Below are 17852 nucleotides of genomic sequence, written 5' to 3'. Positions count from 1 at the left end.
CATGGACGCCGGCCGCGCCCGGTCGCTGTTCGAGGGCGCCCGCGTCGCCCGCCTGGCGACGGCCGACGCGGCCGGGGTGCCGCGCGTGGTGCCCGTCACCTTCGCCGTCCTCGGGAACGACGTGGTCACCGCCGTCGACCACAAGCCGAAGAGCACCCACGACCTGGCGCGGCTGCGCGACATCCGGGCGAACCCGCGGGTCAGCCTGCTCGCCGACCACTACGAGGACGACTGGACCCGGCTGTGGTGGGCGCGCGCCGACGGCACGGCGACCGTGCGCGAGGACGGCCACGACGCCGCCCTGCGGGCGCTGGCCGGCAAGTACCACCAGTACCGGCGGCGGCCGCCCGAGGGGCCGGTGATCGTGGTCGCGGTCAGTCGGTGGTCGGGGTGGGCGTACTCGGGATGAGCAGGTCGCGGTGGGCGCCCTGCAGCCCCTCGGGCAGGTCGTCGGCGGTGACCCAGCGGGCTTCGAGGATCTCCAGCGGGTCGATCCTGAGCGTGCCGCCGACGAGCCTGGCCTCGTAGGCCACCTCGGCCCGCAGCCCGAACCCGCTGCGCACGCGCAGCAGCCGGCCGGTGCGCACGCGCAGGCCGGTCTCCTCGAACACCTCGCGCTCGACCGTGCCCTCGAACGTCTCGTCCCGCCTGGCGAACCCGGTGGGGAAGCCCCACTGCCGCCCCTCCTGCCACAGACGGTGACGCAGGACGAGCACCCGGCCGTCGGAATCGCGTACGAGGCCGGTGACGCCGACCATGAAGGTGGCGTGGGTCAGCCACAACACCCGCCAGCGAAGCCGCCCGCCCAGCGCCTTCCACACCCGCGCCACCACCCAGCCCACCACATTCCCCCTCATCTCCCCCAGACTCCCACGCCCACCGACCTCCCGCTCCCCGCTCCGGTTCCGCCCGCGAACGCCGTCCCGGCGGGTTCGGGGGTCACCTGACCCAGCGGCGGAAGCCGCCCTCGGAGTGGACGACCTGGCCCGTGATCCAGGCGGCCCCGTCCGTGACGAGCCGTCGCACCCGCCGGCCGCCCTCCTCCGGCCGCCCCACCGGCCCGCCGTCAACGCGTCCCCGCCCCGACGGGCCTGCTCCGGTTGCATCGTGGCGGGCGGCGAACGCCCGCGTCAGCAGCACACTGGCCGCGCGTTGACCGCCCACGCCAGGCCGAGCTCGGCGGTCCGCTCAGCCAGCGCCTGGCGGGAGCTGCGCGCGTGGTCGGCCACCGGCACGTCCACGCGTCCCCGACCCCGGTCCCCGGCCCGCTCCATCACGCGCTCAAGGGCGTCAGGTCGGCCTCCAAGTGCATCAGCTCGTCACCAAGTGCCGCCCAGCGCGCCGAGCACGCCGTCGATGCCCGCCGGGTTACCGCGCCAGGGCCCTGCGAGGGCCAGGACCGCGCCGCAACCCGCGCGGCGGACGCCGACAGCTCGCGCGCCACCGCGAACCCGATGTCCGCCCGGTGGCTCCCCCCGGTCACCACCGGCCACTGGCCCCGCCAGGGGTCCTCGTCCATGGCTCGTCTGAGCATCATGGCGGGCCGAGGGGTCAGAGGCGATGGATCCGGCTCAGGTCGACGTCGAGGTCGAAGGGGACGGTCAGCTTGAGCCTGTCGTGGTGGATGCCGGTGAGCGCGTAGGCGCGGGTGGCGGGGTCCCGCTCGTAGACGTATACGACGGGCTCGCCGCCGTCGTCCTCGACCCGCCAGAAGTGCGGAATCCCGGCCGCGGCATAGAGAGCCGGCTTGCGCTCGCGGTCCCGGCTACGGGACTCGGGTGACACCACTTCGACAGCCAGGACCACGTCCTGTGCCTTGTAGAAGGTCTCGCGACCGCTGCCGAGGGCCTCGGCCTTCAGCACGACGAGGTCAGGCTCGGGGCGTTGATCGTGTCCCAGAACCACGCTCATCTCGCGGCGAACCCGGAGCTCTTCAGGAGCGGCTCCGCGCAGGTCAGCAGCAAGGAGGTCGACTATCACGGCGTGGAAGGACGCTTGGGGACTCACGAAGACCAAGCTTCCGTCAATCAACTCTGTGTGCGCAGGCAGATTCGGAATGTTATCCAGGTCTTCTGCGACAAAGCCTCCCGGCGGCGGGAAGACCCAGTCAGGCAGCGAGGAAGTGGTCATCTCGAGGCTCACCGCTTCGGCTGTCATGCATCTACGCTACCAATGTAATGCGCTCACGCCAGGTGAACAGGCGCACACGTTTCGGCGGCCGGGAGGTCCACTGCGGGTCAGGCCGGGGCGACCGGGGGCTTGATGGGGGTGCGGCCGCGGCCGAGCAGCCAGAGCATCGCGGCCAGGGCCGCCACCTGCAGGGGCCAGCCCATCACGATCTTGGCGAAGCCGAGCGCGGCCACCGCCTCGTCACCGCCGCCGAACAGGTAGACCGGGCCCTGCACGGCCACCCGCACCACGCACGGCACCATGAGCAGCCAGGTCAGCCGCGTGCAGAGCCGGACGACGCCCGCGTCTTTGTGCCAGCCCACCGGGTCGTTGGTGACCGAGCCGATGAGGAACCCGACGACCGGCCAGCGGGTGACGATGGACAGCAACATGCCCAGCGAGTACGCGCCGTTCCACAGGATGCCGGGCAGGAAGTAGTCTTTCGCGTTGCCGGTGCGGCTGGCGAAGAACGCGCCGATGGCGATGCCGATCAGGCTGTTGATCACGAACTGCGGCGTGGACCGCTGGACCACCCTGACCAGCAGGAGCACCACCGAGAGCGAGATGCTGACGATGAGCGACGTCTTCAGGTCTTCGGTGACGATCCACGAGACCGTGAAGGCGATCGTCGGCACCGCGGCCTCGATGATGCCGCGGACGCCGCCGAAGGCCTTGGCGAGCTGGGCTCGCACCGCCGCCTCGACGGTCTCGTGCGCGGCCTCTTCCGCCTCAGCACTCACCTGATCAACTCCCTGGGCGCAGTTCGTATCGCGGATTGAACATCACCTTGCGCCCGTCCTGCATACTGACCAGGCCCTCGGCCTTGACCGTGCGGCCCGGCTCGATGCCGACGATCTTGCGGCGGCCGAGCCACACCAGGTCGATCACGTCGGACCCGTCGTACAGCTCGGCCTCCAGGGCGGGGGCGCCGCCCCGCGGGCGCAATGTCACCGTACGTAGCGTACCCGCTACACAGAACCTGCGGCGCCCGCCACACGACACGATGGGCGTCGCGCCGACCTCGTCGGCGTCTTCCCGCAGTTCCTGGGCCTCGATCTCCGACTGGGTCGTGGCCAGCCGGCTGAAGAAGCCGCGCAATCCCCCGCGTTTCGGAGGCTCTGCCGTACTCATGATGGTTCAGCCTATGTGATGGTAAGCCGTCAGCGAATAGCCGATGGGGGGTCTTGGGAATGTCGCCGGGCTGGGCCGGGCGGGGCCCGGAGAGGTGACGCTCAGCGGGTCTCGCTGATTTCCGGGCCGCGCTTGAAGGGGCTGAACGCCGGGCGTTCGTCCTGCTCGCCGGCCTGCCGCTCGTGCGGACGGCTCAGCGTGATGGGCTCCTCGCGGGCCATCGGCTCGTCGCCGCGCACGACCACGACGTCCTTGACGAAGTCGATGAACGCCCCGGAGACGCGCTCGTCGAGGGCGCCGGGGCCGGTGATGGCGGCCAGGAGGAACCAGCGCGGGCCGTCGATGCCGATGTAGCGGGCCGCCCGGCTGCCGCCTTCCATGGCGACCTCGCCGGCCAGCTCGACGCCGAACGGGCCCTCCCGCTCCTCCAGCGTCTTGGCCTGGGCGACGATCTTGGTCCTGACGTCGTCCCACAGGCCGCCCGAGCGCGGCGCGGCCAGGGCCTGGAGCTGCAGCGAGCTGTCCTCGTACAGGACGACGACACCGACGTGCTGGTCGCCGAGCGAGGCCAGGCGCACGTCGAAGTCGGGGTTGTGCGGCAGCCGCAGGCCGCCGAGGTCGATCCTGTCCGTGTCGGGGTGGGGCTCGTCGGCGTCCCACGGGCCGGACTCGCGGGTAGGGGCCGGGGACTCCTGCTCGGCCACCGTCTCCGGCTGCTCACGACGACGACGTCGGAACACGTTCCTCACTCTCCCTGTTCGCGGGGCCGGAGCCCCAGGCTTGCTTCGGGCCGGCCGCTTCAGCGGCCCGTCGATCCGAATCCGTTGGCGCCGCGCACCGAGCCGGGCAGGCGTTCGACCTCGTGGAAGGCCGCGCGCTCGACCCGCTGGACCACGAGCTGGGCCACCCGGTCGCCGCGCTGAAGGCGGAACGGCTCCTTGGCGTCGGTGTTGATCAGCGTCACCTTGATCTCGCCCCGGTAGCCCGCGTCGACGGTGCCGGGGGCGTTGACGAGCGTGACGCCGTGGCGGGCGGCCAGGCCGGAGCGCGGGTGCACGAACGCGGCGTAGCCGTCGGGCAGCGCGATCGCCACGCCGGTGCCGACCACGGCCCGCTCGCCGGGCAGCAGCTCGACGTCCTCGGCCGCGTAGAGGTCGGCGCCGGCGTCGCCCGGGTGGGCGTAGGACGGCACCGGCAGCCCGGTGTCGAGCCGCTGGATGAGGACCTCCACGTCGCTCACGGGTTCACCTCGAAGTCCTGGTGTTCGGCGGCGATGGCCGCAAGGTCGCCGTGCTCAGCGAAGTGTTCCATGCTCACCTCGATGAACAGCGCCGCCGCGCGGACGGCGACCGGTCCGTCGGGGGCGCCGACGCGCCCCTCAGCCTCAAGGTACGCCTTCCTGCCCGTGATCCCGTTGCACCAGGCGCGCAGGTGGAGTGTCGTGCCCACGGGAACGGGGAGAAGGTAGTCGGTCTCCAGCCGGGCCGTCACATAGGGCTTGTGGAACAGGTAGACCGACATTCCGATGACCTCGTCCATCGCGGCGGCCAGCACGCCGCCGTGGGCAAGCATCGGCGCGCCCTGGTGGGCCTCCCCCACGGTGAACTCGGCCTCGACCGTGACGCCGTCCGGCGTGGCGGCCTTCAGGTGCAGGCCGGTCGGGTGGTCGCCGCCGCAGCCGAAGCAGCGGCTGTAGTGGGAGCCGAGGGAACTGCCCGGCGCCGGGGCGCCGGGATGGGCCGCGGGCGCCGAGGCGTCCGGCGGCGGGGTGGTGAGGGAGGAACGCGTCACGGGTGACGAGGTTACTCGCTGCGGCCCCTGGACTCGCCCTCGACACCGGATCGGAACCGCCCGGCCCGCCTCACGTCACCCCGCCGCGGGAACCGCACCCCCGGACGGCGGCTCGCCGGCGGGAGGGACGCCTCCGGACGGCGGTTCCTCCGCCGGCGGCTCGTGGTGGGGCGGTGGCGGCAGGGCGGGCGGTTTGTGGCGCAGCTCGGGCAGCGCCCGGTAGATCACCGCCGCGACCGGCACGGCCACGGCCGCTCCCGCGATGCCGGCCAGGATGCCGCCGACCGACAGCACCAGGATGATCGCCAGCGGGTGGAAGTTGAGCGCCCTGCCCACGATCAGCGGCTGGAGCACGTGGTTCTCCAGCTGCTGCTCGACGATGAGGATGCCGAGGAAGATCAGCGCGTAGACCAGGCCCTTGGCGCCGAGGGTGACGAGGGTGGCGACGGTGCCGGCGAAGAAGATGCCGACGATGGGGATGAAGCTGGCGAAGAAGATCAGCACCGCCAGCGGCGCCCACAGCGGCACCCCCATGCCGGCCAGCACGATGCCCATGATGAGGCCGTGCACGGCGGCCACGGCCACGGTGCCCTGGACGTAGTGGGAGAGCGTGGTCCAGGCCGCCCGGCCCGCCCGGTCGACCCGCGGCGACATCGAGCCGAAGGCGCGCAGGAACCACGACCAGATGCGGTCGCCGTCCTTGAGCAGGAAGAACGTCACGAACAGCAGCAGCACGATGGACGCGAGCACCTCGATCGCGACGGCGCTGGCCGACAGCACCGTGCCGGTGATGGCGGTGCGCTGGGCGTTGACCATCGTGGCGATCTCGTCGACGTAGCCGGTGATCTGGGCCTGCTTCAGGTGCAGCGGGCCGGTGATCAGCCATTCCTGGACCGAGCGCGCGGTGGCCTGCACCTGCGTGACCAGGTTGGGGAACTCCTCGCTGGCCCGCGCGCCGACCAGCCAGCCGGTGCCGGCCAGGACGGCGAGCGCGACCAGCATGGTCAGCCAGGTGGCGTAGATGGGCCGCAGGCCCGCCCGCCGCAGGCTCTTGGTCAGCGGGAACAGCAGCGCGGTCAGCAGCAGCGCGATCGCCACGGGCAGCGCCACGAAGGTGAGCCGGGCGATCGCCTGGACGAAGAAGTAGACGACCACGCCGACGAGGATCAGGCACCCGCACCATGCGGCCATCTTGGCCAGCACGGGCGGTACGAGTGTGGTGGGGCGGTCGATCTGCACGTGTTCAAGACTGGCACGTCCGGGCCGGGGATGCGCACCGATAAACGCCGGGATGCCGGACGGGCGGTGAGGGAGGCGCCCCTCACCGCCCGTGCCGGACGGCCGTCCTCAGCCCAGGTGCACCTCGACGGTCAGCACGTCGCCGCCGTCGAGGACGAACTCCTCGACGACTCCGGCCGCGCACAGGTCGTCCTGGGCCTGCCGGACGAGATCGGCCTCGGGCCCCGTGACGGTCAGCCTGGACACCTCGGCCCGCATCGACAACTTGGCCTCCGACTTGGCCTTGCGGATCCGCCGCAGCACCTCCGAGGCCACGGTCAGCACCGCCGGGTCGCCCGTGCCGCGCTCGGGAGCCGGCCAGGCGGCGCGGTGGACCGAGCCCTCGCGCCACCAGGACCACACCTCCTCGGTCACGAACGGCAGCACCGGCGCGAACAGCCGCAGCAGCACGTCGAGCGCCTGCCGCAGCGCCGCGTGCGCCGAGGCGGCGGCCGGCCCGGACTCGTACGCCCGCGCCTTGACCAGCTCCAGGTAGTCGTCGCAGAAGGACCAGAAGAACCGCTCGACGGCCTCCAGCGCGCGGGTGTGGTCGTAGGACTCGAACGCCTGCGTGGCCTCGCGGGCCATGTCGGACAGGGCGGCGAGCATCGACAGGTCGACCGGCTCGGTGACCTCGCCGTCGCTGCCGGCCAGCCCGAGCACGAACTTCGAGGCGTTGAGGATCTTGATCGCCAGCCGCCGCCCGATCTTGAGCTGGCCCACGTCGAACGTGGTGTCCACGCCGTAGCGGCCGTTGGCGGCCCAGTAGCGGACGGCGTCGGAGCCGTGCTGTTCCAGCAGGTCGAGCGGGGTGACCACATTGCCCTTGGACTTGGACATCTTCTTGCGGTCGGGGTCGAGGATCCAGCCGGAGATCGCCACGTCGGTCCACGGCAGCGCGTCGAACTCCAGGTGGGAGCGGACCACCGTGGAGAACAGCCAGGTGCGGATGATCTCGTGCGCCTGCGGCCGCAGGTCGTAGGGGGACACGCGCCGGTAGAGGTCGTCGTCGCTCGCCCAGCGGCCGGCGATCTGCGGCGTCAGGGACGAGGTCGCCCAGGTGTCCATGACGTCGGGGTCGGCCATGAACCCGCCGGGCACGCCCCGCTGCTCCTCGCTGTAGCCGGGCGGCACGTCGGAGGACGGGTCGACCGGCAGCGACTCCTCGGCCGGCAGGATCGGCGCGTCGTGGACCGGGTTGCCGGCCTCGTCCAGCGGATACCACACCGGGAACGGCACGCCGAAGAAGCGCTGGCGGGAGATCAGCCAGTCGCTGGTCAGGCCCTCGACCCAGTTGTCGTAGCGCACCCGCATGTGCGGCGGGTGCCAGGCCAGCTCGCTGCCGCGTTCCAGCAGCCGGGCGCGCAGCGCCTGCTCGCGCCCGCCGTTGCGGATGTACCACTGGCGGGTGGTGACGATCTCCAGCGGCTTGTCGCCGCGCTCGTAGAACTTCACCGGGCGCTGCACCGGACGCGGGTCGCCGTCGAGGTCGCCGGACTCGCGCAGCAGCTCGACGATGCGCTCGCGCGCGCTGTGGACGGTCTTGCCGGCCAGTTCCTTGTACGGCTCCGGCTCCACGCCGTCGGGCGGCTCGGGCAGCAGCCGGCCGTCCCAGCCGATGACCGGCCGGGTGGGCAGGTGCAGCTCACGCCACCAGGTGACGTCGGTGACGTCACCGAACGTGCAGATCATCGCGATGCCGGACCCCTTGTCGGGCTCGGCCAGGTGGTGGGCCAGGATCGGCACCTCGACGCCGAACAGCGGCGTGAGCGCGGACGTGCCGAACAGCGGCTTGTAGCGCTCGTCGTCGGGGTGGGCGACCAGCGCGACGCAGGCCGGGATCAGCTCGGGCCTGGTCGTCTCGATCCAGATCGGCCCGCGCTCGCCGTAGAAGGAGATGCGGTGGAAGGCGCCGGGCCACTCGCGGTCCTCCAGCTCGGCCTGGGCCACCGCGGTGCGGTAGGTGACGTCCCACAGCGTGGGCGCCTCGGCGAGGTAGGCCTCGCCGCGGCCGAGGTTGCGCAGGAACGCCCGCTGGGAGACCGCCTGCGACTCGTCGCTGATCGTGGTGTAGAGCAGGTCCCAGTCGACCGACAGGCCGACCCGGCGCCAGACCTCCTCGAACGCCTTCTCGTCGATGGCGGTGAGCTGGTGACACAGCTCGACGAAGTTGCGCCGCGAAATCGAGATCTCACGTTTGCCCGGCTTGTCCGGTGGAACGAAGTCAGGATCGTACGGCAGCGACGGATCGCAGCGCACCCCGTAGACGTTCTGCACCCGCCGTTCGGTAGGCAGGCCGTTGTCGTCCCAGCCGATGGGGTAGAACACCGACTTGCCGATCATCCGCTGGTAGCGGGCCATGATGTCGCTGTGGGTGTAGGAGAAGACATGACCGACGTGGAGGGAGCCGGACACGGTCGGCGGCGGCGTGTCGATGGAGTAGACCTGCTCGCGCGGCTTGGTCCGGTCGAAGCGGTAGGTGCCCTCCTCCTGCCAGCGAGCTACCCATACCTGCTCCAAGCCGTCGAGGGTCGGCTTTTCCGGCATGGATGCATGGCGTAGTCGCTGTTGAGTCATGCCTCCTTATGGTACGGCTTCGGGGGCCCGGCAAGCGTTAGAGACTAGTGTTCGTTACATAGGGGAAGGGAGTTGGCATGGCGGAGGACAAACCCGACATCGCCTGGCGCGTCATCGGTGGTCTGGTGGGCATGGCGACCGCCTGGGGGATGAGGAAACTTCTCGGGTTCGTCTGGGTCAAGGCGACCGGCAAGGAGCCGCCCCTCGACGACGACTCGCCCGAGGTGAGCATGGGTGAGGCGATCGGTTACGCGATCCTCACCGGCGTCGGGATGTCCGTGGCGCAGATCGTGGTCAACCGGACCGCCAAGAAGCGCTACGACGCGTGGAAGTCTGTGAAGCAGGTGACTCAAGGGCACTGAGGAACTCGCTCGCCCAGCGGTCCACGTCGTAGGTGGCCACCCGGCGGCGCATCGTGCGCATCCGCCGGGCCAGCTCGTGCGGCGTGGCCCGCATGGCGGCGATCATCTGCCGCTTGACGTCCTCGATGTCGTACGGGTTCACCAGGTACGCCTGCCGCAGCTCGTCGGCCGCCCCGGTGAACTCGCTGAGCACCAGCGCGCCGTGCAGGTCGTGGTGGCAGGAGATGTACTCCTTGGCCACCAGGTTCATCCCGTCGCGCAGGGGCGTGACGACCATGACGTCGGCCGCCAGGTAGAGCGCGGCCAGCTCGTCGTGGCCGTAGGACTGGTGGAAGTACTGGATCGGCTGCACCCCGATCTGGGCGTGCTCGCCGTTGATCCGGCCCACCTGCAGCTCGATGTCGTCGCGCAGCTTGCGGTACTCGTCCACGCGCTCGCGGCTCGGGGTGGCGATCTGCACGAAGACCGCCTCGTTGGGGCGCAGGCTGCCGTCCTTGAGCAGCTCGCCGAAGGCCTCCAGACGCTGGCCGATGCCCTTGGTGTAGTCGAGCCGGTCCACGCCGAGCAGCACGTGCTCGGGATCGCCCAGCTCACCCCTGATCTCCTTGGCCCGCGCCACGACGTGCGGCTCGCGCACCAGCGAGTCGAGCTGCCCGAAGTCCACCGAGATCGGGAACGCCTGCGTGGTCACCACCCGGTCGTCCAGGAAGATCTCGTTCCCCTTGTACGGCAGCCCGAGCAGCCGCCGGCACAGCCTGCGGAAGTTCGAGGCGCCGCCGGGCAGCTGGAAGCCGACCAGGTCGGCGCCGAGCAGCCCCTCGACCAGCTCCTTGCGCCAGGGCAGCCGCCAGAACAGCTCGACGGGCGGGAACGGGATGTGCAGGAAGAAGCCGATCCGCAGGTCGGGCCGCAGCCGCCGGAGCATCGCGGGCACGAGCTGGAGCTGGTAGTCCTGCACCCAGACGACGGCCCCCTCCTCGGCGGCCTCGGCGGCGGCCGCGGCGAAGCGCTCGTTGACCGAACGGTAGGTCTCCCACATCTCCCGCTCGAACACCGGCGGCGCCACCACGTCGTGGTAGAGCGGCCACAGCGTGGCGTTGGAGAAACCCTCGTAGTAGAGCTCGACCTCGCGGGCCGACAGCGGGATGGGGATGAGGCTCATGCCGTCCTGCTCGAACGGTTCGAGCTTCTCGTCCGGCGCGCCGTGCCAACCGGCCCAGGCGCCGTGGCGGCGCTTCATCACGGGCGCTATGGCCGTCACGAGCCCCCCCGGGCTCCTGCGCCACGAGGCCGTTCCGTCTGGCTCGATCGTGCGATCGACCGGCAAGCGGTTCGCGACGATCAGAAACGAGCTACGGCCGGTCACGCAGTCCTCCTAGGGCTCAGGTCGAGGAGAGCCGCAGGCGCGGCTCACGGCGGCCGCGACCTCGTCCGGCCCCCCGCGGGGAATGATCGCGGCGATGTGGGCATCTGGCCTGATCACCCATGCTTCATCCGGCCGCGCACCGAGTCTTTCGGCGAGCGAGCCGGTCGCATCCATCTCCGTGAGCTCGCGGACGGCGAGCGGTGCCGTAATGACCTTGCCCAGGACCTGCACAAACAAACTCGAATCGCACATATCACCCAACAGAATGAGGAAACCGTCCCGGCAGAACTCACGCAGTCTGCCCTTCGCCAGCGGCACGTCCGGCAGGATCACTCCGGGGGCCGGATCGCACAGCGCGCCCTTCGGCGGACGCCCCCCGAACGGCCGGCCCGGCTCCGGCGTGGTGAGCGGCGAGTCCACGTACCAGTAGGGCTCGGCGAAGCGCCCGGAGTCCACCTCGGCGACCAGGCCGGCCTCCAGCACCTCCCGCCGCCTGGCCCGGTCCCGGTCCGTCCGCGGCGCGAGGAAGCGCATGGTGGCGGCGGTCACCTCCAGGTTCTCCCGCGCCGCCGCGTGCCGCTCGGCATGGTACGACTCCAGCAGCTCGGGCCCGGCCCAGCCGTTGAGCGCGAAGGCCAGCTTCCAGGCCGCGTTCTCGGCGTCGGGCACGCCGGAGTTGAGCCCCCGGGCCCCGAAGGGCGCCACCAGATGGGCGCAGTCGCCCGCCAGCAGCACCCGTCCGACCCGCATCCGCGAGGCGATGCGCGAGTGGAACCGGTACGTGCTGTGCCAGATCAGCTCGTACGGCCGATCCCCGATGATTTGCTGGATTTTCTGCGAAATATCGTCTCTTGTTGGGATGAAGTCCGGCGCGATCTGCCAATCGATCCGGTACGTCCCGTTGGGGCAGGGATGGATGAGGACCTGCCGGCCCGGGTTCCACACAGGGTCGAAGTAGAAACGCCGCTCGTTCTCCCAGCCGGGCAGATCCGCCCGGATGTCGCAGATCAGGAACTGGTCGTCGAACGCCTCGCCGTCGAAGGAGACGCCGAGCGACCGGCGTACCTGCTGGGCCCGCGCGCCCGCGCAGACCAGCACGTAGGGGGCGCGCAGCAGCCGCTGCCCGCACTGGACCTCCACCCCCGCCGGGTCCTGGACCAGCCCGGTGACCTCGTGGCCCCAGCGCACCTCGATGAGCGGCTGGTCGGCGATGACCTCGTCGAGCAGCTGCTCGGTGCGGGCCTGGGAGATGTTCACGCACGGCGGCAGCGGGCCCTGGCCGTCGAAGGACCACGAGAACAGCTCGCGGTCGCGGTAGTACGTGCGGGCGGTGGTCCAGGCCAGCCCCTCCTCCGCCACCCGGCCCGCGCCCGCCGCGGCCCAGATGTCGAGCACGTCGCGCTGCTGGCAGATCGACTTCGAGCCGCCGCCGTCGCGGGCCTGCCGCCGGTCCAGCACCAGCACCCGGATGCCCCAGCGGGCCAGCAGCAACGCGGCGGTCTGGCCGACCGGGCCCGCGCCGACGACGATGACCTGCGGCACGGACTCCGCGGGCCTCATGACTGGAGCTCGTCCCACACTTCGCGGTCGCGCTCGGCGGTCCAGACGCGCGGCCGTTCGACGCCGTGGAGCTCGTCCCAGAGGCGGGAGACGTTGAAGGGCAGGCAGTGCTCGAAGATGGGCCAGCCGCCGTAGCGCGGCCGCAGGGCCCGGTGGGTGCGCTCGAACGCCTCCTTCAGCCCGCTCGCCGCGCCGACCTCGCGCAGCATCACGGTGAGGAAGTCGCGGCTCTGGGCGATGGCCGCCTCGACCTCGGCCTTGCCGTGGGCCACCGCTCCCCTGCCGCCGACCAGCGTCTCGGCCCCGAACGAGGCGACGCGGTCGAGCGTGCCGGAGGCCCATTCGCGGTGGAAGGCGTCGCCGGTGTAGAGCGCGGCCTGCGACTCGACCAGGTCGCCGGCGAACAGGATGCGCCGGTCGGGCAGCCAGGCCACCAGGTCGCCCTCGGTGTGGCCGCGTCCGCAGTGGGCCAGCACCAGGTCGCCCCTGCCGCCGCCGAGGTCGATGGTGAAGGTGTCGCTGAAGGTGACGGTGGGCCAGGTCAGGCCGGGGATCGAGCCGGGATCCTTGAACAGGCGGGGCATGCGGGCGTACTCGCTGGCCCAGTCCTGCTCGCCGCGCTCGGCGATCAGCTCGCGGGTCTTGTCGTGGGCCACGACGACGTCCGCGCCGAACGCCGAGGCGCCCAGCACGCGGACCGCGTGGTAGTGCGAGAGCACGAGGTACCTGACCGGTTTGCCGGTGTGCTCGCGCAGCCTGGCCAGCCAGTCGCCGGCGGCCGTGGGCGTGGCCAGGGCCTCGAAGCAGACCAGGAAGTCCTCGCCCTCGATCGCGCCCACGTTGGGGTCGCCCTCGGCGGTGAGCGCGTAGACGCCTTCCGCCAGCACCTCAAGGGACTGCCGCTTCTCACCGAGATCCGCCGACGAGGCGAACGGCTTGATCATCGTCTCTCCTCACGCGCTGAGGCCGACCCGCTGACGAACCAGGACATACCCCACAGACGGCCCTTGCAGCTGCGCTGCGCCGGCCCTCCCTTGACAGTGCTCGGCAGGACGGGGAAGTGTTTACCGAACATTCGGTCAGTAAGCAAGGGAGACCAGTTGGAGAGCGCGCGTCGCATGCTGGACGCCGACACCGCCTCCGCCGCCCTGGGCATCGAGCTGGTGGAGCTGGCCGAGGGGCGCGCGGTGTGCCGGATGGCCGTGACCGGCCAGATGATCAACGGACACGCCATCTGCCACGGCGGCTACGTCTTCCTCCTGGCCGACACCGCCTTCGCCTGCGCGTGCAACACCCGGGGCCCGGTGACCGTGGCGGCCGGGGCCGAGATCACCTTCGTCGCCCCCGCCCACGAGGGCGACGTGCTGGTGGCCGAGGCGGCCGAGCGCACCACCTACGGCCGCAGCGGCATCTACGACATCACCGTGCGCGGGTCCGGCGGCCGGGTGGTCGCGGAGTTCCGCGGGCGCAGCAGGGAGCTGAGATGAGGCCCTTCCCGCCGCCGTCCCCCGAGGAGCTCGACCCGGTCGAGCGCGTCTCCAGGGACGAGCTCATGGCCCTGCAACTGCAGCGCCTGCGCTGGACGCTGACCCACGCCTACGACAACGTGCCGCTCTACCGGCGCAAGTTCGACGAGCACGGCGTCCGTCCCGGCGACTGCCGGAGCCTGGACGACCTCGCGCTCTTCCCGTTCACCACCAAGGAGGACCTGCGCGAGTCGTACCCGTTCGGCATGTTCGCCGTGCCGCGCGAGCGGGTGGCGCGCGTCCACGCCTCCTCGGGCACGACGGGCAAGCCCACGGTCGTCGGGTACACCAAGGCCGACCTCGACGTCTGGGCGCAGGTGATGGCCCGGTCGATCCGGGCGTCCGGCGGGCGTCCAGGCGACGTGGTGCACGTGGCGTACGGCTACGGGCTGTTCACCGGCGGTCTCGGCGCCCACTACGGGGCCGAGCGGCTGGGCTGCACGGTGGTGCCGGTCTCCGGCGGCATGACGGCCCGGCAGGTCCAGCTCATCACCGACCTGCGGCCCAGGGTCATCATGGTCACGCCGTCGTACCTGCTGGCGCTGCTCGACGAGTTCGCCGCCCAGGGCCTCGACCCGCGCGAGAGCTCGCTGGAGATCGGCATCTTCGGCGCCGAGCCCTGGACCGAGCGCATGCGCGCCGAGATCGAGGAGCGCTTCGACCTGCACGCCGTCGACATCTACGGGCTGTCGGAGGTCATGGGCCCCGGCGTGGCCAACGAGTGCGTCGAGACCAAGGACGGCCTGCACGTCTGGGAGGACCACTTCTATCCCGAGACCGTCGACCCGTTCACCGGCGAGCCCGCCCCCGACGGCGGCGAGCTGGTGTTCACCAGCCTCACCAAGGAGGCCATGCCGGTCATCCGCTACCGCACCCGCGACCTGACCCGGTTGCTGCCCGGCACGGCCAGGCCCGCCTTCCGCCGCATGGAGAAGGTCACCGGCCGCACCGACGACATGATCATCCTGCGCGGCGTGAACGTGTTCCCGACCCAGATCGAGGAGCTCGTGCTGCGCGTGCCCGGCCTGTCGCCGCACTTCCAGCTGCACCTGACCCGGCCGGACCGGCTCGACGTGCTCACCGTCAGGGTCGAGGCGCGGCCGGGCGCGACCGGCCGCGAGGAGGCCGGGCGCGCGCTGCGGCACGCGGTCAAGGCGGGCGTCGGCGTGAGCGTCGAGGTCGAGGTGGTGGGCCCCGAGACGCTGGAGCGGTCGGTGGGCAAGCTCAAGCGCGTGGTGGACAGCCGGGACGTCTGACCTCACGGCCGCCTGGCTACGGCGTCAGCTCGTCACGGGGGTCGGGCGGCGGCAACGACGGGCCCTTGAGGCGAAGGTCGGCGCGGATGGCCTTGCCGAGCTTGCCGGTCGCGCCGCGGTTGAGCGCGCCGCCGGCGACGGCTCCGGTGAGGAAGGGGCCGAACGTGGTCAGATGGCGCCCGAGCGTGCGCATGAGACGGTTGCGAAGAGCGGCCTTCGACGCGGCGCCGAGCGCGAGCGAGACGGACGCGGGGGCGAGGGGGTCGATCCCGCGCTGCTTGGCCCAGGCGGAGGCGAAGGCGAAGGCGCGCTGCGTGCCGTTGCCCTGGACGCGGACGCCGTAGACCTCGTGCAGCTCGGCCAGGAGCTTGACCTCGATCGCGGCGACGACGATGGTCTCCGCGACGAGCTGCGCGGGCGCGGAGAGCAGGAGGGGTGGTGCGGCGAACTGGGCCGCCGCCAGTGCTCCGCCGATGGCTCCGACCGTCATCGTGGCCTTCTGGGCGGTGCGCACCAGGTCGTCGGCGAGCTCCTCGCCGGTGAGGCCGTGATGATGCTCGGACAACGTCGACAGGTCGCGGATGGGGATGCGGGGCGCGATGTTGAGGAAGACGTCGGCCAGCCAGCGGCCGCGGCCTGCGCCGCTCTCGCGGGCCTTCTTCGCCCCTGCGGCCAGGGACCTGGCTAGTCGGCCGAGCAGTCTGCGCCGCTCGGCCGGCTCCAGCTCACCGGGCGCGGTGAGCCGCACAACGAGCTCGCCGACCTCCTTGTCGGGGTCGGCGATCCCGTCGTCCGTCTGTTGCTTGTCCTTCTCGGGCTCGGCCAACGCGATGCCTCCGTCCTCTTGGTCGCGACCGCTCAGGGTAGGCGGGCTCGGTCGTGCCTTGGGTCCCTCACCCTGAGCTCCTTCGCTCCAGCGGTCAGGCGGCGCACTCCCGGCAGATCTGCTGGCCGTTCTTCTCGGAGGCCAGCTGGCTGCGGTGGTGCACCAGGAAGCAGCGCGAGCAGGTGAACTCGTCGGCCTGACGGGGAATCACCCGCAGGGAGAGCTCTTCGTTCGACAGATCCGCGCCGGGCAGCTCCAGCGACTCGGCGAGGTCGGTCTCGTCGATGTCGATGCTGCCGGACGACTTGTCGGTACGCCGTGCCTGGAGTTCTTGGAGGCTGTCCTCCCCCAGGTCGTCGTCTGTCTTTCGCGGGCTGTCGTAGTCGGTAGCCATTGTGCTTACTCCATCCCCCTCATCTATATGTCTTCGCGCTCATCGCGCGTCTTCTAACGTCCGGGAGGCCCATCTTGTGCCCGTTCCGTCGGGGAGATTTTCCATCGGTACCCCGCGCGAACGGACAACGAACCTCCCAACACGACAGGGCCTGCTGCCGACGGCAATGGTTAGCCAAATATGGCGAAACCCACAGCCTTGGCGTCATGCACGACCGTGTTCGACGGCACATCCAACCACATGTACGGCGAGAACGAGACGCCCCCACTACATCAACACGCGGACGAACACCCCTGAACGTCACCCGTCGGCGCCCCATGGACCACTCAAGGACGCTCGGTCAACGCGTCGGAAGCCGAATCGTCACCACAAGTCCTCCGCCATCACGCGGCACCGCGGTCACGTTTCCACCGTGTGCCTGCACCACCGCACGGACGATGGACAGCCCCAGACCCGATCCCTTGGCCGATTCCACGCGGTCGGCGTGGAGCCTCCTGAACGGCTCGAACAGGCTGTTCACCTCGTACGCCGGGACGTGCTGCCCCGTGTTGGCCACCTGAACAACCAGCCCCCCGTCTGCCATTCCCGTCCGGATCCAGACTTTTCCGTTTTCAGGAAGGTTGTACTTCACGGCGTTCTCCAGCAGGTTGCTGACCGACCGCTCCAGAAGCACCGGGTCGCCCACGGTAGGCGCGCTGACCAGTTCGGCCACAACGGTCACGCCGTGTTCGGCGGCGAAGGGCGCGAGCTGTTCCACCGCCGTCTGCGCGACTTCCTGAACGTCGAGCGGTTTGCGCACCGCGAGTTCTCGTTCGCTCCTGGCGAGCAACAGCAGTCCCTCGATGAGCTTCTCGTTACGCGCGTTGACTTCCAGCAGCGTGCGCCCGAGCGCTTTGAGGTCCTCGGACGCCTCCGGATCCGACAACGCGATCTCCAGGACGGTCCGGTTAATCGTCAACGGCGTGCGCAATTCGTGGGAGGCGTTGGCCACGAATCTGCGCTGGGTGTCGAAGGCGACGTTGAGCCGGGTGAGCATGGCGTCGAAGGTGTCGGCCAGCTCCTTCAGCTCGTCGTTGGGGCCGCGCAGGGCGATGCGCTGGTGGGCGAGCGTGCTCTCCGACAGCTTGCGGGCCGCGCTGGTCATCTGGGTGACCGGCCGCAGCGCCCGGTCGGCCACGAAGTAGCCGATGATGAGCGCGAGGATGCCGACCCCGGCCAGCGCCATGAAGGAGCTGGTGAACAGCGCGTCGCGCGCGCTGCTGACGGCCCGCCCCTTGGCCAGGGTCCACCGGTTCTGCATGATGGCGGCGTCGAGCGGGTCGAGGTCGTCGGTGATCAGGTCGGGCCAGGCGTTCTCGATCGATTTGCCGACGATCGAGTAGACGACGAAGAGCAGCACGGCCGCGGCGGCGAACACCAGAGCGCTGTAGGTGAGCGTGAGCCGCCACCGGATGCTCACCTTGGCCGGCAGCCCCCTGACCCGTTCCAGGGTGCTGCGGGCGGGCGTCTCGGAGCCGGGCGGGGGCGGGCCGTCCCAGGCCGGCGGCCCGCTCGGGGGTGGCGCCTCCTGCACGCGCGTCGCCTTCCTGGCCGAATGGGGGCTGATCATCGGATGC

The 17852-nt window shown here is 70.9% G+C and carries 20 protein-coding genes; 4 read left to right on the top strand and 16 right to left on the bottom strand.

Features of this window, described 5'->3' with window-relative positions; genetic code table 11:
- Position 1: 1 nt before the first annotated feature.
- The gene (locus ACFYUV_RS02020; protein ID WP_387663955.1) at positions 2-409 is read left to right on the top strand and encodes a TIGR03668 family PPOX class F420-dependent oxidoreductase; all 408 of its coding nucleotides are present in this window, start codon (positions 2-4) and stop codon (positions 407-409) included.
- Here the strand turns inward: ACFYUV_RS02020 and ACFYUV_RS02015 are convergent.
- The 10 genes from ACFYUV_RS02015 to valS all read right to left on the bottom strand — a co-directional run bounded on the left by ACFYUV_RS02015 (position 375) and on the right by valS (position 8916).
- A complete protein-coding gene (locus ACFYUV_RS02015) occupies positions 375-857 on the bottom strand; it encodes an NUDIX domain-containing protein (RefSeq protein ID WP_387663953.1) in 483 nt (160 codons plus the stop codon). The two genes, ACFYUV_RS02020 and ACFYUV_RS02015, sit on opposite strands and share 35 nt — an antisense overlap.
- 82 nt (positions 858-939) lie before the next feature.
- Positions 940-1164: a hypothetical protein gene (locus tag ACFYUV_RS02010; RefSeq protein WP_387663951.1), complete on the bottom strand. Its 225-nt coding sequence runs from the start codon at positions 1162-1164 to the stop codon at positions 940-942.
- A gap of 387 nt (positions 1165-1551) precedes the next feature.
- Positions 1552-2130, bottom strand: a complete 579-nt coding sequence (locus ACFYUV_RS02005) for a Uma2 family endonuclease (protein ID WP_387665281.1) — start codon at positions 2128-2130, stop codon at positions 1552-1554.
- Between the two features lie 107 nt (positions 2131-2237).
- The gene (locus ACFYUV_RS02000; RefSeq protein ID WP_387663949.1) at positions 2238-2909 is read right to left on the bottom strand and encodes a DUF3159 domain-containing protein; all 672 of its coding nucleotides are present in this window, start codon (positions 2907-2909) and stop codon (positions 2238-2240) included.
- Between the two features lie 4 nt (positions 2910-2913).
- The gene (locus ACFYUV_RS01995) at positions 2914-3300 is read right to left on the bottom strand and encodes an OB-fold nucleic acid binding domain-containing protein (protein WP_352324045.1); all 387 of its coding nucleotides are present in this window, start codon (positions 3298-3300) and stop codon (positions 2914-2916) included.
- Positions 3301-3401: 101 nt separating this feature from the next.
- Positions 3402-4040: a DUF3710 domain-containing protein gene (locus ACFYUV_RS01990; protein ID WP_387663947.1), complete on the bottom strand. Its 639-nt coding sequence runs from the start codon at positions 4038-4040 to the stop codon at positions 3402-3404.
- Between the two features lie 59 nt (positions 4041-4099).
- The gene (gene dut / locus ACFYUV_RS01985; RefSeq protein ID WP_387663945.1) at positions 4100-4540 is read right to left on the bottom strand and encodes a dUTP diphosphatase; all 441 of its coding nucleotides are present in this window, start codon (positions 4538-4540) and stop codon (positions 4100-4102) included.
- The gene (locus ACFYUV_RS01980; RefSeq protein ID WP_352324042.1) at positions 4537-5091 is read right to left on the bottom strand and encodes a PaaI family thioesterase; all 555 of its coding nucleotides are present in this window, start codon (positions 5089-5091) and stop codon (positions 4537-4539) included. Before ACFYUV_RS01980 ends, dut begins: the two co-directional genes overlap by 4 nt.
- Positions 5092-5166: 75 nt before the next feature.
- The gene (locus ACFYUV_RS01975) at positions 5167-6330 is read right to left on the bottom strand and encodes an AI-2E family transporter (RefSeq protein WP_387663943.1); all 1164 of its coding nucleotides are present in this window, start codon (positions 6328-6330) and stop codon (positions 5167-5169) included.
- 108 nt (positions 6331-6438) lie between these two features.
- On the bottom strand, positions 6439-8916 hold the full coding sequence (valS, locus tag ACFYUV_RS01970; RefSeq protein WP_387663941.1) for a valine--tRNA ligase: 2478 nt from the start codon (positions 8914-8916) through the stop codon (positions 6439-6441).
- Between the two features lie 107 nt (positions 8917-9023).
- Here valS and ACFYUV_RS01965 point away from each other — a divergent pair, with 107 nt between their 5' ends.
- Positions 9024-9308 carry a DUF4235 domain-containing protein gene (locus tag ACFYUV_RS01965; protein ID WP_352324039.1) on the top strand — a complete coding sequence of 95 codons (285 nt, stop codon included), beginning with the start codon at positions 9024-9026 and terminating at the stop codon, positions 9306-9308.
- Here the strand turns inward: ACFYUV_RS01965 and ACFYUV_RS01960 are convergent.
- From ACFYUV_RS01960 to ACFYUV_RS01950, 3 genes are read right to left on the bottom strand one after another with little or no spacing between them, the layout of a single operon-like run.
- Positions 9241-10674 carry a trehalose-6-phosphate synthase gene (locus ACFYUV_RS01960; protein WP_364328663.1) on the bottom strand — a complete coding sequence of 478 codons (1434 nt, stop codon included), beginning with the start codon at positions 10672-10674 and terminating at the stop codon, positions 9241-9243. The two genes, ACFYUV_RS01965 and ACFYUV_RS01960, sit on opposite strands and share 68 nt — an antisense overlap.
- Positions 10675-10683: 9 nt before the next feature.
- Positions 10684-12234 carry an FAD-dependent monooxygenase gene (locus tag ACFYUV_RS01955; RefSeq protein WP_387663938.1) on the bottom strand — a complete coding sequence of 517 codons (1551 nt, stop codon included), beginning with the start codon at positions 12232-12234 and terminating at the stop codon, positions 10684-10686.
- Positions 12231-13178 carry an MBL fold metallo-hydrolase gene (locus ACFYUV_RS01950; RefSeq protein WP_387663936.1) on the bottom strand — a complete coding sequence of 316 codons (948 nt, stop codon included), beginning with the start codon at positions 13176-13178 and terminating at the stop codon, positions 12231-12233. Before ACFYUV_RS01950 ends, ACFYUV_RS01955 begins: the two co-directional genes overlap by 4 nt.
- Positions 13179-13352: 174 nt before the next feature.
- On the opposite strand from ACFYUV_RS01950, the gene paaI reads away from it, so the two are divergent.
- Positions 13353-13721, top strand: coding sequence for a hydroxyphenylacetyl-CoA thioesterase PaaI (paaI, locus tag ACFYUV_RS01945; RefSeq protein WP_387665278.1), 369 nt, complete (start codon positions 13353-13355; stop codon positions 13719-13721).
- Positions 13718-15016, top strand: a complete 1299-nt coding sequence (gene paaK / locus ACFYUV_RS01940; RefSeq protein ID WP_387663934.1) for a phenylacetate--CoA ligase PaaK — start codon at positions 13718-13720, stop codon at positions 15014-15016. The genes paaI and paaK overlap by 4 nt, the downstream gene beginning before the upstream one ends.
- Before the next feature lie 16 nt (positions 15017-15032).
- On the opposite strand, the gene ACFYUV_RS01935 is transcribed toward paaK, so the two are convergent.
- From ACFYUV_RS01935 to ACFYUV_RS01925, 3 genes are all read right to left on the bottom strand, one after another.
- Complete coding sequence (locus tag ACFYUV_RS01935; protein ID WP_358284617.1) at positions 15033-15842, bottom strand: hypothetical protein; 810 nt, start codon at positions 15840-15842, stop codon at positions 15033-15035.
- A gap of 94 nt (positions 15843-15936) precedes the next feature.
- The gene (locus ACFYUV_RS01930; protein WP_352324238.1) at positions 15937-16236 is read right to left on the bottom strand and encodes a DUF4193 domain-containing protein; all 300 of its coding nucleotides are present in this window, start codon (positions 16234-16236) and stop codon (positions 15937-15939) included.
- A 340-nt stretch (positions 16237-16576) separates the two neighbouring features.
- Positions 16577-17845 carry a sensor histidine kinase gene (locus ACFYUV_RS01925; protein WP_387665276.1) on the bottom strand — a complete coding sequence of 423 codons (1269 nt, stop codon included), beginning with the start codon at positions 17843-17845 and terminating at the stop codon, positions 16577-16579.
- Positions 17846-17852: the final 7 nt, after the last annotated feature.

The sequence above is a fragment of the Nonomuraea sp. NPDC003560 genome (assembly GCF_042878785.1).
GTDB lineage: Bacteria > Actinomycetota > Actinomycetes > Streptosporangiales > Streptosporangiaceae > Nonomuraea.
Note: the sequence above shows the minus strand (reverse complement) of the source record. Positions and strands in the feature narration are given on the sequence as shown.